The organism is Paenibacillus sp. sgz302114 (genome assembly GCF_056120345.1).
Genome location: NZ_JBVYOI010000018.1, coordinates 59,305 through 72,452 on the forward strand (window position 1 = coordinate 59,305; position 13,148 = coordinate 72,452).

A 13,148-nucleotide genomic window follows, 5' to 3' on the forward strand; every position below is an offset into this window, starting at 1 on the left:
GTTAAGCGCAATGTTGAAGAAAGACCGGGTACTGAGGAGCATTGTACTGCTTCAGGCTGTATGTATGATTATTATGGCGATTGTCGTTGTATTCCGGGTACTGCTCCCGCCCAAGGCAGCACCGCAGACTGAGATTGACGGCGGGCAGCTGCAAGGGAGCACGCCGTCCTCGACGGAAGAGACGATTGCGGCTAAAGTCGGCAGCGAGCAGATTACAGTGAAGCAGCTCAATGAGCAGTTGCGTAAGCAGTACGGCGATCAGCTCCTGCGGACGCTCATGGTGCGCGCGGCTACCAAGCTCGAAGCGGATGCCTACGGGCTGCAAGTGACAGATCAGGAAATCGACGATGAGCTGGCGGCGTTGATGGAAGGCTACGAGGATGAGCAGCATTATTATGATGCCATGAAGGAACAGCTTGGCTTAACGCGGGAAGGCCTTCATGAAGACACGATGTATCGGCTGCTGCTCGAGAAGGTGGCGGTCCGTTCGGTGGATGTCACCGATGCGGAGATCGAGGCTTACATAGCGAATAATAAAGAGCAATATGCGGCACGGACGCAATTGCATTTGGCCTGGATCGTAGTCCCGGATACGAAGTCGGCGGACGATATACTGGACAAGCTTGCAGATGGCGAAGATTTTGCCCTGATGGCTCGTACGTATTCGGTGGATACGGATACGGCGGAGAGCGGCGGCGATCTTGGCTTTATTGATTCAGATGATCCGTTCGCCGAGCAGGCCATGCTTGAAGCCGCTGGTCAGCTAGGTGTCGGTGAAGTGACAGGTCCAATTGCGGTGGAGAGCGGGCAAGCAATCATCCAGCTGCTGGAGAAGAAGACCGAAGAGGAAGTGAGCGGCAGTCGGCAGCGGGAACAAGCGCGGAAGGACATTGCATTGTCCAAGCTGAATGGGCTCCGTTCGTTCGAGGATCAACTTCTCCAGAAGTATGATGCAAAAACAGTACAGCCATAATCATTTCTTATTGAAATGATAAGGACTTTTGAATCAACCAGGCTATTGACAACTAATGGGTTTCGTTGGTAAGATGTAAGTAATACCAACTGAATTAGTCGGAATAAGGAGGAGCACATTTCATGGCTAGAATTGTACAGAGCGTGACTGAGCTTATTGGGGATACGCCGCTTGTTCGTTTGAACCGTTTGGTACCAGAGGACAGCGCAGAAATTTATGTGAAACTGGAGTACCAGAACCCGGGTGCAAGCGTTAAGGACCGCATTGCAATCAGCATGATTGAAGTTGCTGAGCAAGATGGAAGCCTGAAGCCAGGCGACACAATCGTTGAACCAACAAGCGGCAACACAGGTATCGGCCTTGCAATGGTTGCTGCTGCTAAAGGATATAAATCAATTCTCGTTATGCCGGAAACAATGAGCGTTGAGCGCCGCAACTTGCTTCGCGCTTATGGCGCAGAGTTGGTGCTTACACCAGGAGCAGAAGGCATGAACGGTGCGGTTCGCCGTGCAGAAGAGTTGGCAGCACAGAATCCGAATTACTTCATTCCACAACAATTCAAGAACCAAGCGAACGTGAAGATCCACCGCGAAACGACAGGCCCAGAAATCGTAGAAGCGATTAACTCGCTTGATGGCAAGCTGGATGCATTCGTAGCGGGTATCGGTACAGGCGGTACGATTTCCGGTGCAGGCGAAGTGCTGAAACAGAACTTCCCAGGCATTAAGATCGTAGCGGTTGAGCCAGCTGCTTCTCCGCTTCTCTCTGGCGGTAACCCAGGCGGCCATAAGATCCAAGGTATCGGCGCCAACTTCATTCCGGATATTCTGAACCGTGAGATTTATGATCAAGTCATCACGATTGAGAACGAGGAAGCATTTGAAACGGCTCGCCGTGCAGCGAAAGAGGAAGGTATCCTTTGCGGTATTTCTTCCGGCGCAGCAATCTTCGCAGCACTTAAGGTGGCGAAAGAGCTTGGCAAAGGCAAGCGCGTAGTTGCGATCGTTCCTTCGAACGGCGAACGTTACTTGTCCACGCCACTGTTCAACTTCGAGAACTAATACAAAGGCTGTCAGTAGCCTGCAATTCATCATAACCCGTGTAGTGCGCCGATAATGGCTGCATCTGCATGGGTTAATTTTATTTTGCGAGAATCTAAATGGAGAATGAAGGAATTAAACAATGGAATCTCATATTCCGATAACAGACAGTAAGGCGTTTAGATGAAGGAGTGCTAGCATGGAGAACAACTCCCGTCCACGGATCGAGAACATCGAGAACATTAAGCTGGTCATTTGGGATCTGGATGAGACCTTTTGGAAAGGCACATTAAGCGAAGAGGGAATTGTAGTCATCCCGGAGCATGTCGAGATCGTGAAGCAGCTTACGGACAGAGGGATTATGAATTCGATTTGCTCTAAAAATAGTTTTGAGGATACCCGGAAGGCTATGGAAGAATTATCGATATGGGACCTGTTTATTTTTCCTGAGATTGCTTTTATGCCGAAGGGGCCACTTGTGAAAAAAATCATTGAAAGAGCCCAGCTTCAGCCTGCGCATGTGCTATTCATTGATGATAATTCCGGCAATCGTGAAGAGGTTAGCTATTACTTGCCGGGCATTCAAGTCATGGAGCCTGAGCAGATTGGTGATTTATTGAATCAGCCTACGCTTCAAGGCAAACTCGATCTTAAGCGTACGAGGCTGCAGCATTATAAAAATTTAGAATTGCGAGCTAAGGATTATGAGGGATATAGCTCGAACGAGGAGTTCCTCATTCAGTCTAATATTAGAGTCGCTATTAATGATAATTGTGAAGCAGATTTAGAAAGAATCCATGAAATGGTGCACCGGACAAACCAATTAAACTACACGAAAAACCGGATGGCTAAACAAGAGCTGCTTGAACTGATCCAAGATTCATCCGTGCAGACTGCTTGTGTTCATGTTAAAGACAATTACGGGGATTATGGACTCGTCGGCTTTTATGCGATTCAACATCAAACATGTATTCATTTCTTGTTTTCTTGCCGCATATTAAACATTGGCGTTGAACAATGGCTTTATGCGAAGCTGAAACATCCTTCGGTCACCATTGAAGGACAAGTAGCGACAGCGCTGCAGCCAGCCGTATTTCCAAGCTGGATACGGGAAGAACAGTACGTTGATACGCACCAAGCTTCAGGCGCAGCTAACGATAACGCTCAGCTAACGTGTTTCTTGCGTGGCGGTTGCGACTTAAGTCAGATCGCCCATTATTTGAAGCACGCAGGTTACTCCATACAAACGGAGTTTAATTATGTATCTGAACGCGGCTTTAATATGCATCGGGACCATACGATGATTCTGCGTCAGTTCTTTTCCCTGCCACAAGAGAAGAAGGACTATCTTATCGAACATATCCCTTTTTATGATAAAAAGATATTTGAGACCAAGTTGAATGTGATCAATTACGATTTCTTCGTCTATAGTGTGCTCATGGATTATTCGTTAGGCATCTATCGCCATAAACAAGATCCGGAACTTAGGATCGCGGTATGGGATTTTAATATGCCGCTCACGGAAACCTCTTCCTGGGAGCGTATCATTGAGATGCAGAAAGGAAGAATAACGCAGTCATTTCTGGAATGGTTTGCTGAGCATTTTTACTTCGAAGGCCCTTATTCTGAACAGGAGTACCGGGAAAGCCTGACATGGCTTCTAAACCAAACACCTGCTCATGTGCCGATTATTTTCCTAAATGGCAGCGAAGTCGAGAAGGAGCATGAGTGGGAAATTGACCGGCATTTGCACCATCGCTCAATGAATGCGGTGCTCCAAAGCTTTGCGGAGCAGAATGAACGAGTACAAATCGTAGATGTACGTCACTACGTAAAAAACTCGTCAGATGTAACCAATAATATCAGGCATTATTTGCGTGAAACCTATAAAGACATTTCAAAGGACATTATTCATTGCTTCGAGACAAGTAAGGAAGCCGCGGGAGCGCTAATCGGATAACTAGACCAAGGCTCAAGGCCCCTGAAGAAGGGGCCTTCTTTATTGCTGCTGACCAGCGTGACACTTTCCTTTTTCGTGCAATTTCGGTATACTAGCTTCCAAACAAAGAGCGGTGATTGCAGCGGGTGGCTTTTCTACATACGTTCGTTGTGCATCAAGAGACTCTTATGATCGGTTGGAAGTGGAGGGGCTGCAATAGTGGAACGGACAGCCTTTAAGGATTGGTTAACTTGGCGGAAGCAGGGCTACACTTCGCTGCCGCTTATTGCGAAACGTCCGCTTGTAGGCGGTGAAGGGCGTCCGGCTTCTTGGGAGCGTGCATGGAAGTCGGCGGGTAAGAACTTCGGTTCGGGCTCTCCGTATGCTTTCGTGCTAGAGAGCGGCAAGGATGGGCGCTATACATACCTCGGACTGAGTCCGGTCTCGGTCATTCGCGGCAAGGATTTCGCGGCAGAAGCGGTCCATATCGCCGACGGCACGAAGACTACCTACAGCGCGAAGCCGCTCGAAGCGGTGCGCAGCTGGATGGGCGAGCGCAAGGCGCCGCGTGTGCCGAATGCGCCGAAGTGGACTGGCGGCTGCGTAGGCTTCTGGAGCTACGACGTCATCCGAACGATTGAGCGTCTGCCAGAACTGGCGTCGGATGATCTCGGGCTGCCGGATTATCTGTTTATGCGAATGGATGAGCTGTGGGTCGTGGATCATGAGGAAGATCATCTCTATATCTCGGTACATACCGCTATCGCAGGCAATGAATCGGACTCGCAGCTGGAAGTGCTCTATGCAGCCGCATGCGAGAGCGTAGAGCGGCTATCCGCGTACTGGTCGCAGTTTATGGGCGGAGCGGCAGCCGAGCAGGACGAGGCGCTGAAGCGCTCACGCGCCCGCTTAATGGAAGATCAAACGCTGCAGATTGACGTTGAAGCAGTGGACGGCATCGAGTCTCCTTTTGCCAAGGAGGCATACAAGGCAGCGGTTGAGCGCATCCGCCACTATATCGCGGCGGGTGATGTGTTCCAGGTGAACCTCTCGCAGCGACAAAGCCGCAAAGTGAAGACGAGCCCCGAGGAGCTGTATGAGTGGCTGCGGCTCTTCAATCCATCGCCGTATATGGGCTATCTGAGCTGTCCGGACTTTCAGCTCGTCTCAGCTTCGCCGGAGCTGCTCGTTGAGCTGCAGAACGGCAAGCTCGCGACGCGCCCCATTGCCGGAACCCGCAGACGCGGACGGACGGAGGAAGAAGACCTTCGGATGGCCGAAGAACTGCGCAGCAACGAGAAAGAGCGTGCGGAGCATATTATGCTCGTCGATCTGGAGCGCAACGATCTCGGCCGTATCTCCAAGTTTGGCTCCGTGCATGTAGAAGAGCTGATGGTCATCGAGTATTATAGCCACGTCATGCATCTGGTCTCCCAAGTGGAGGGCACGATCGCAGAAGGCAAAGATGCTTACGATGTCATTGGAGCGACCTTCCCGGGCGGCACCATTACAGGCGCGCCGAAGATCCGCACGATGGAGATCATCGAGGAGCTTGAGCCGACAAGGCGCGGTCCATATACCGGATCGCTCGGATGGATTGACTATAATGGGGATATGGAATTTAATATTATTATTAGAACGATGCTGGTGAAGGACGAAGTCGTTCATATTCAAGCCGGTGCGGGCATTGTCATTGATTCCGAGCCAGAACGAGAATATCGCGAGTCGCTGAGCAAGGCGAAGGCGTTGTGGAAGGCTATTCAATATAGTGAGCAATGGGCGGAACAGAGCCGCCTCTAAATGAACGATATATTTTCCAAAAGGGGGAAACGCAAATGATATTGGTCATCGATAACTACGACTCATTTACGTACAACTTGGTGCAGTACCTTGGCGAGCTGGGAGAAGAGATTGTCGTCAAGCGTAACGATGAAATCAGCTTGGATGGCATTGCCGCGCTTGCTCCGGACCATATACTGATCTCGCCGGGACCTTGCAGCCCGAACGAAGCGGGCATTAGCCTTGCACTGATCGAGCGCTTTAAGGGCGTTATCCCGATCTTTGGCGTATGCCTTGGCCATCAAGCGATTGGACAAGCGTTCGGCGGCGACGTTGTGCGCGCTGAGAAGCTGATGCATGGCAAGACCTCGCAGATTCACCATGACGGACGTACGATTTTTGAAGGTATCCCTTCACCTTATACGGCAACTAGATACCATTCGCTAATTGTCAAAAAAGAAACACTCCCGGACTGCCTCGAAATTAGCGCAGAGACGGAAGAAGGCGAAATTATGGGACTGCGTCACAAAGAGTACATGATCGAAGGTGTTCAATTCCATCCCGAATCAATCATTACAGAGAACGGACATAAGCTGCTTCGCAATTTCCTGAACATGCGGGCAGGCGCTGTACGATGAACATCGGTTGGAATGGCAGCATTATTCGTCAGGAAGAAGCCGTGATCTCGGTTTACGATCACGGTTTTTTGTATGGAATGGGACTGTTCGAGACGTTCCGTACATACGGAGGCAAGCCGTACTTATTGCAGCGGCATCTGGATCGTCTCGCGCAAGGGTGCGAGTCTCTAGGCATTTGCAACAGCGAGTGGTTGAGCGAAAATGTTCTCACCGCTTGGCTTCAACAGCTGATGGAAGCAAACAGTCTGACAGATGCTTATGTTCGCCTTACGGTTACGGCAGGAGAGGATATTCTCGGCCTCCCAACAGGCAACTACGAGAACCCGAATATACTGCTCATGGTTAAATCGCTCCCTGCGTCGAACCCCTTCCTTTATCAGAATGGACGCGAGCTGGCGCTACTGAAGACGGCGAGGAACACGCCTGAAGGCGAAGTGCGACTGAAATCGCTGCATTATATGAATAATATTATTGCGAAGCGAGAATTGGCGGCTAGTGGCGCGCTTGCGGGAACAGAGGGACTTATGCTGACGAAGGAAGGCCATCTGGCGGAAGGCATTGTCAGCAACTTGTTTTTTGCTCTCGGCGGCCGCCTCTGCACGCCTTCAATTGAGACGGGCATTCTGCCGGGAGTGACGCGCGGACGTGTGATGGAGCTGGCACGAAATCGCGGCGCCGGTATCGCAGCAGAGGTGGAAGAAGGCTTCTACACGTGGTCGGACCTAATAGAAGCGGATGAAGTGTTCGTCACGAACTCCATTCAGGAGCTCGTACCAGTCACCAGCTTACGAGATCTAACAGGTGCAAGCAAGACGATAGGCAATGGACAAGCAGGGCTGCTCACGACTGAGCTGCTGGCTGCTTACCGGGAGGATACAGAACGATGATCAACTCATTACAAGCTATACATACGAACACGAAGAGTCAGTGGCCTTTCCAAAGGTCGTACACCTTTCCGGATGGCGTGAAGCTCGAGCTAGGCTCGCGGACACTTCTCATGGGGATTCTCAATATAACGCCAGACTCGTTCACCGACGGCGGACTCTACAATGAAGCCGAAGCAGCGGTTCGCCATGCTCGCGAGCTGGCTGCTGATGGCGCCGATATTATTGATATCGGAGGAGAGTCGACACGACCGGGCTTTGCTCCCGTTCCGCTCGAAGAAGAACTGAAGCGCGTCCTTCCGGTCATTCGAGCAATTCGCGAAGCACTGCCAGAGATGACGCTCTCCATCGATACCTACAAAGCAGAGACTGCTCGTCAAGCGCTCGAAGCGGGAGCCCATATCATTAATGATATCTGGGGGCTTAAGGGAGATGCCAAAATGGCAGAGGTTGCAGCAACATTCGGCTGCCCGGTCATCATTAGCCACAATCGGCAAGAGCGCAATTATTCCGATCTCGTAACGGACGTCATTGGTGATCTTCGAGAAAGCATTGCAATCGCGAAGCAAGCCGGCGTGGCAGATGAAGCGATCTGGCTAGATCCTGGCATCGGCTTTGCAAAAACATACGACGACAACATCGCGCTTATGGGACAGCTCGACCGTCTAGTTGAGGAAGGCTATCCGGTGCTGCTTGGCACCTCGCGCAAGAAGTTCATTCGCGAGACGTTGCAGCTGGATACCGCCGAGCTCGGTTACGGCACTGCCGCAACGACGGCGCTTGGCATCGCGCAGGGCTGCCAGATTGTTCGCGTTCACGATGTGCGTGACAATAGACGAACGGCTTTAATGAGCGATGCGGTTGTATATCGCACTCGCGGACTAAATCGCATTTGAGCGAAGCTTGTCAAAGGAACGGGGGGATTCACGAAGATGGATAAGATGACACTGAAAGGAATGCGTTTCTTCGGCTACCATGGCGTATTTCCAGAGGAGAACCGCCTTGGTCAGCAGTTTTATGTCGATTTGTCGTTGCAGATGGACTTGTCCGCAGCGGCGGAAACAGATGAGCTCGACCACACAATCAACTACGCCGACATTCACGCGCTGGTGAAGACAATTGTCGAAGGTCCGCCATTTAAATTGATTGAAGCATTGGCTGGCAAGATTGCATCGGGTGTGCTAGACGCTTATACTAGTGTAAATGAAGTGACGGTGTCCGTAACGAAGCCGCATCCGCCGTTCGAAATTCATTTTGACGGGGTAACGGTGGAACTTTGCAGAAAGCGGGATGAACATGGAGAGACGCGGCCCGCAAGGCTTTAACGACCAGCTTCAACCGGAATGGGTTGAAGCTTATATTGCACTAGGCTCTAATGTTGGCGTTCGTGAGAAGCAGTTGCAGGATGCGCTGCAGCTGCTTGATAAGCATCCGGCTATCAAAATTACGCGTGTATCCGCCATTTATGAAACAGATCCCGTCGGCTATACAGACCAGCCGGCTTTTCTCAATATGGCGGCCGCTCTGCGGACAACGCTTGAACCGCTGCAGCTGCTGCATGTCATGCTGGAGATGGAGAAGCTGCTTGGACGCACACGGGATATCCGCTGGGGGCCGCGAACGATCGACCTCGATATGCTGCTGTACGAAGGCGTCGCACTCGAGGGCGAAGAACTGATATTACCGCATCCGCGGATGATGGAGCGTTCATTCGTACTCGTTCCGCTATATGATGTCATGCAGGACGGACATGTCTTGCAAGAAGAAGTACGTGCTGTCGCACAACAAGCGTTATTGGACAGAGGGGAAGGGATTGCGCTATGGAATACGATCAATTGGCAGGGCGCGTCCGCGCATTCCGGAAGCTGAAGGGCTATACCCAGCAGGAGCTGGCTGCGAAGCTGAACGTATCGGTAGCGGTACTTGGCTCACTAGAGCGGGGAACCCGCAAGCCTGATCCGAAGCTGCTCGAGCGGATTTCGGATACACTAGGTATTAGCTATAGTGAATTAACCGCAGATTACAATAATCAAAACTAAAGTTGCTTTTTACAATCAGAAGGGAGTCTGGACGTCCATGCTCAAAATCGGAAACATCGAGATGAAGAATAAAGTCGTGCTGGCGCCGATGGCAGGTGTGTGCAACCCGGCTTTTCGACTGATCGCCAAAGAATTCGGCACAGGGCTTGTTTGCGCGGAGATGGTAAGCGATAAAGCCATTTTGCACGGCAACAAACGCACGCTGGAAATGCTGTATGTCGATGATCGGGAGAAGCCGCTTAGCTTGCAAATATTTGGCGGTGACCGAGAGTCGCTTGTGGAGGCTGCAAAAATTGTCGATAAACAAACGAATGCCGACATTATCGACATTAATATGGGCTGCCCTGTTCCAAAAGTGACAAAATGCGACGCTGGCGCGCGTTGGCTGCTCGACCCTAACAAAATCTACGAGATGGTATCCGCCGTTGTAGACAGCGTTGATAAGCCGGTCACGGTGAAGATGCGGATCGGCTGGGACAGCGAGCATATTTATGCTGTTGAGAATGCACGGGCAGTCGAACGTGCAGGCGGCAAAGCGGTCAGCGTTCATGGCCGTACAAGAGAGCAGTTGTATACAGGAGTAGCCAATTGGGACATTATAAGGGATGTTAAGCAATCAGTATCCATTCCTGTCATCGGTAACGGTGATGTGTTCACGCCGGAAGATGCTCGCAAGCTGCTTGATCATACGGGCTGCGACGGTGTTATGATCGGCCGCGGAGCTTTGGGTAACCCGTGGATGCTGTACCGTACCATTCATTACTTAACGACAGGTGAATTGTTGCCTGATCCGTCGCCGAGCGAGAAGATGGACGTTGCGATTTTGCACATGGACCGTCTTGTGAAGCTGAAGGGCGAGGGTACGGCAGTTCGCGAGATGCGCAAGCATCTGGCTTGGTACTTGAAGGGACTTCCAGGCGCAGCGCGCGTGAAAGACGTTATTATGGAAGAAACGACACGCGACAAAATGGTGCGGATTTTAGGGCAATATGTCGAATCGCTTGGAGAGCTTGGCTTAGTGCCTGCTACAGCCGATGCCTCCACATCCACGGATGAAGTTGTTTATCACTGATCGCATCGTAAGGAAGAGCCCTTGTAACGGGCGCCTCTCGCGTTTCCTGCGGGTAAGCGATTACATTTGCTGTTTGCCTTTCGTTGACATATAGGTTAAGTTGCAATATAATCTTCCAATAACAAACCGACCGCCTGGCGTAGTGACAGTTGAATCAGATTCCTGTGCGGTGTCATCAAGAGCCTGCAGCATAATATATTAAATATCAGTGAATTCATACGCGGTATGAAAAAACGGCACACGACAGGAGAAATGGTAACATGAGCGATAAAGAAATTATTCTTACGCAAGATGGTCTGAGGAAGTTGGAAGATGAGCTCGAGACCTTAAAGTCCGTCAAGCGTCGTGAAGTTGCTGAACGGATCAAGGTGGCCATCGGATATGGTGATATCAGTGAGAACTCCGAATACGAAGATGCGAAGAATGAACAGGCTTTTATCGAAGGACGTGTTATCACTCTAGAGAAGATGCTTCGCAATGCACGTATCATCAACAACGATGACATCAATATTGACACGGTGAGCATTGGCTCGATCGTAACGGTTGAAGATTTGGAGTTTGGCGATACGATGGAATATGCAATCGTGGGCACAGCTGAGTCTGATCCTATGAACAACAAAATTTCGAATGAAAGCCCGGTTGGTAAAGCTATCCTCGGCAAGAACAAAGGAACAATCGTTGAAGTAAGCGTACCGGCCGGCATTATTCAATATAAAATCGTTGATATTAAAAAATAACCAGGCGCCTCAAACGAGAACGGTTGATGCCGTGTCCACAAGGGCAGAGGCAGACGTTTCGCGGTGAAATATAAGCCAAGAGTATAGAGATAAACTTATACTTTCTTATATTTTGAGAAAGCTTCCTTCGGAAGCTTTTTTCCTCATTATGGGGCTTCCAGGGATTACAAGGAGATGACTAGCGGTGGAGCAAAATACACAAGAGCAAGAACTGAGCGAGCTTCTGCAAATTCGCAGAGACAAGCTGGACCAATTGCGCGGACTCGGAATTGATCCGTTCGGCGGCAAATTCGAGAGAACTCATCATGCCAAAGCTATTGTTGACGATTATGAGAATGTGAGCAAAGAAGAGCTTGAGGAGCAGGCCATTGAAGTAACAGTCGCTGGCCGTATTATGCAGAAGCGCGGCATGGGTAAAGCGGGCTTTGCACATATCCAGGACCTCAGCGGCAAAATCCAAGTTTACGCGCGTAAAGATACTGTAGAGGAATCCCAGTATCAAGCATTTGAACTGCTAGACTTGGGCGATATCATTGGCGTTCGCGGTACGGTGTTCAAGACGAACACGGGCGAAACGTCGATCAAAGCAAAGGAAATCGTGGTTCTATCGAAATCACTGCTTCCGCTGCCTGAGAAATATCATGGCTTGAAGGACGTAGAACTGCGTTACCGTCAGCGCTATGTAGACCTGATTGTGAACCCGGAAGTACAACAAACGTTCATTTCGCGTTCCCGCATTATCCAGTCGATGCGCCGTTACCTCGATGCGCGTGGCTATTTGGAAGTTGAAACGCCAACCTTGCATGCGATTGCAGGCGGTGCAGCTGCTCGTCCATTTATTACGCACCACAATGCACTTGATATGCAGCTCTATATGCGTATCGCGATTGAGCTTCACTTGAAGCGTCTGATTGTCGGCGGAATGGAGAAAGTGTATGAGATCGGCCGCGTTTATCGTAACGAAGGCATCTCGACACGCCATAACCCTGAGTTCACGATGATTGAATTGTACGAAGCGTATGCGGACTACAAAGATATTATGGCTCTAACCGAGTCGCTTATTGCGCATATCGCGCAAGAAGTACTTGGAACAACGAAGATCAACTATCAAGGCCAAGAGGTGGATTTGACTGTAGGATGGCGTCGTGTGTCTATGGTTGATCTCGTAAAAGAAGCAACAGGCGTGGACTTCAATCAGCAAATGACGGATGAAGAAGCGCATGCGCATGCCAAAGCGCACAATGTGAAGGTTGAACCGCACATGACGTTTGGCCATATCCTTAATGCATTCTTTGAAGAGTTCTGTGAGCATACGCTCATTCAGCCTACCTTCGTAACGGGCCACCCAGTTGCGATTTCTCCTCTGGCAAAGAAGAGCGATGCCGATCCGCGGTTTACAGATCGTTTCGAGCTCTTCGTCGTAGCGCGTGAGCACGCAAATGCGTTCACGGAGCTTAACGATCCCATAGATCAACGCCAACGTTTCGAAGCGCAGTTGGTTGAAAAGGAGCAAGGCAATGACGAAGCGCATGATATGGATGAAGACTTCATCCGTGCGCTAGAGTATGGCATGCCGCCTACAGGTGGTCTTGGTATCGGCATAGACCGTCTGGTTATGCTGCTTACAGATGCTCCATCCATTCGCGATGTACTGTTGTTCCCGCTTATGCGTGAACGTGCAGGCGAATAATACTTCGTTATAAGGGCCGCCGGAGAGGATTCTCCGGCGGTTTTTTATATGTTTTACGATAATAATCAAAAAAGTTTAAAATAGGGGTTGCAAACCTTTAGGCGGTTATGATATATTAATCAAGTCGCCGCTGAGACATACGGCAGACAAGCGAAAAACGAATTAATTTGTTCCTTGAAAACTGAACAATGAGCGACCTGTCAAAAGGTCTAAAACAAGCTAGTTTTTTGAATGAGCTAACAAGCAAATTCATTTGGCGCAAATGGCTCCGCCATTTCGCCTATTATGGAGAGTTTGATCCTGGCTCAGGACGAACGCTGGCGGCGTGCCTAATACATGCAAGTCGAGCGGAGTTAT

Annotated in this window: 13 protein-coding genes and 1 rRNA gene; all 14 read left to right on the forward strand. The window is 50.3% G+C overall.

The window, feature by feature from the left end; translation table 11 throughout:
* The first annotated feature begins 10 nt into the window (after positions 1–10).
* Positions 11–973, forward strand: a complete 963-nt coding sequence (locus AC0LWF_RS25785) for a peptidylprolyl isomerase (RefSeq protein ID WP_474654393.1) — start codon at positions 11–13, stop codon at positions 971–973.
* A gap of 122 nt (positions 974–1,095) precedes the next feature.
* On the forward strand, positions 1,096–2,034 hold the full coding sequence (gene cysK, locus AC0LWF_RS25790; protein WP_090583030.1) for a cysteine synthase A: 939 nt from the start codon (positions 1,096–1,098) through the stop codon (positions 2,032–2,034).
* A gap of 178 nt (positions 2,035–2,212) precedes the next feature.
* Positions 2,213–3,973, forward strand: coding sequence for an HAD-IIIC family phosphatase (locus tag AC0LWF_RS25795; RefSeq protein WP_474654394.1), 1,761 nt, complete (start codon positions 2,213–2,215; stop codon positions 3,971–3,973).
* A gap of 198 nt (positions 3,974–4,171) precedes the next feature.
* Positions 4,172–5,752: an anthranilate synthase component I family protein gene (locus AC0LWF_RS25800; protein ID WP_474654395.1), complete on the forward strand. Its 1,581-nt coding sequence runs from the start codon at positions 4,172–4,174 to the stop codon at positions 5,750–5,752.
* 35 nt (positions 5,753–5,787) lie between these two features.
* Positions 5,788–6,369, forward strand: a complete 582-nt coding sequence (pabA, locus tag AC0LWF_RS25805) for an aminodeoxychorismate/anthranilate synthase component II (protein ID WP_474654396.1) — start codon at positions 5,788–5,790, stop codon at positions 6,367–6,369.
* Positions 6,366–7,256, forward strand: a complete 891-nt coding sequence (locus AC0LWF_RS25810) for an aminotransferase class IV (protein ID WP_474654397.1) — start codon at positions 6,366–6,368, stop codon at positions 7,254–7,256. Before pabA ends, AC0LWF_RS25810 begins: the two co-directional genes overlap by 4 nt.
* Entirely contained in the window at positions 7,253–8,149 is an 897-nt protein-coding gene (gene folP, locus AC0LWF_RS25815) for a dihydropteroate synthase (protein ID WP_474654398.1), read from the forward strand. Before AC0LWF_RS25810 ends, folP begins: the two co-directional genes overlap by 4 nt.
* Before the next feature lie 36 nt (positions 8,150–8,185).
* Positions 8,186–8,578 carry a dihydroneopterin aldolase gene (folB, locus tag AC0LWF_RS25820; RefSeq protein ID WP_090583020.1) on the forward strand — a complete coding sequence of 131 codons (393 nt, stop codon included), beginning with the start codon at positions 8,186–8,188 and terminating at the stop codon, positions 8,576–8,578.
* Positions 8,550–9,122: a 2-amino-4-hydroxy-6-hydroxymethyldihydropteridine diphosphokinase gene (gene folK, locus AC0LWF_RS25825; RefSeq protein WP_474654399.1), complete on the forward strand. Its 573-nt coding sequence runs from the start codon at positions 8,550–8,552 to the stop codon at positions 9,120–9,122. Before folB ends, folK begins: the two co-directional genes overlap by 29 nt.
* Positions 9,074–9,292: a helix-turn-helix domain-containing protein gene (locus AC0LWF_RS25830; RefSeq protein WP_474654400.1), complete on the forward strand. Its 219-nt coding sequence runs from the start codon at positions 9,074–9,076 to the stop codon at positions 9,290–9,292. Before folK ends, AC0LWF_RS25830 begins: the two co-directional genes overlap by 49 nt.
* 37 nt (positions 9,293–9,329) lie before the next feature.
* Positions 9,330–10,364, forward strand: coding sequence for a tRNA dihydrouridine synthase DusB (gene dusB / locus AC0LWF_RS25835; RefSeq protein ID WP_474654401.1), 1,035 nt, complete (start codon positions 9,330–9,332; stop codon positions 10,362–10,364).
* Positions 10,365–10,624: 260 nt separating this feature from the next.
* Positions 10,625–11,101 (forward strand): transcription elongation factor GreA, encoded by a 477-nt coding sequence (gene greA / locus AC0LWF_RS25840; protein ID WP_474654402.1) that lies wholly within the window; start codon positions 10,625–10,627, stop codon positions 11,099–11,101.
* A gap of 184 nt (positions 11,102–11,285) precedes the next feature.
* A complete protein-coding gene (gene lysS, locus AC0LWF_RS25845) occupies positions 11,286–12,791 on the forward strand; it encodes a lysine--tRNA ligase (protein ID WP_474654403.1) in 1,506 nt (501 codons plus the stop codon).
* A 282-nt stretch (positions 12,792–13,073) separates the two neighbouring features.
* Positions 13,074–13,148 (forward strand): 16S ribosomal RNA (locus AC0LWF_RS25850); the annotation flags it as partial.